This window comes from Acinetobacter sp. 228 (assembly GCF_048147885.1).
On sequence record NZ_JAYWYV010000628.1, the window covers coordinates 1 to 1,016 of the forward strand.

Annotated in this window: 1 pseudogene; it reads left to right on the forward strand. The window is 40.4% G+C overall.

The features are described 5' to 3' along the window. Nucleotides 1-1,016 (forward strand): annotated as a pseudogene (locus VXQ92_RS21410) (alpha/beta hydrolase); the annotation flags it as partial.

Consider the following 1,016-nt stretch of genomic DNA (forward strand, 5'->3'; position numbering starts at 1 on the left):
TTAAATAAAATTCAGGGATTGTCTGAAAATAGCAGCCGAGAAGAACGCTATGCTGCGCTGAGTGAAATTTATTTGGCAAAAGCTTTAGATGTTGGGCGTAGTAGCCAGTGTAATGTCGCTCTTAAAAGTAACAGTTGTGTTGAGCAAGAGCTGGCGTTGTTTGATAAAAGCTTGCGCTATAGCTATGTCTATTTGTTTGATTCTGAAGAGTCACCTTTTGATCGGGTATTTGACCATCGCCAAAATCAGGTACGTATCTTTTATAACGTCGCTTTGTCGAAGCTCATGACCACGTATTTTAATTATTTAAATACGCTTCATTTCCCACCTTTACTAAAAGCAGATGGGCATGAGTACCACGTTAACTTTGATCATGCTGTAGATGTACAGCATATTGAAGTCGATACCTTTCGCTCTAGCTATAACATGAACTTTTCAGGGTTTAATACCGTCAACCGTAAGGATGGTTTAGGTGCGGAATTTATTGTGGGACGTAAGGAGCATGATGTAAATCATGGCTTCATCTTAGACCCCGATAATTTTTATGCTCACCAGAGTAATCCCAATATTCATTTACCACGCTTCTTTCCAGTCACGGCTATTGCTTACCCAAAACAAAAGGCCACAGCCGATCAGGTCATTGATGGGGCAGATTTGGAAATTTCCATGTTCGACCCCTATCGGCAGGACCGTGTAAAAGTTGAAGGTGTGGATTATCCACTTACTGCAAACTATTCGGCACCTTATGGGCTATGGTTATCGAAATATAATTTAGGTGCAGCAGGCTATTGGTCTTTAATTAATAAAGAAGCCAATTTGATTATGCCGCATTTATATATGCTGGAACCCTTTAACCCCAATAAGAAAATTATTGTGTTTATTCATGGCTTGGCAAGCAGCCCAGAGGCATGGGTGAGCCTAACCAATGACATTATGGGCGATGCCGAATTAAGACAAAACTACCAAGTTTGGCAGGTGTTTTATTCAACCAATATGCCGATTTTTGAAAGTCGTTT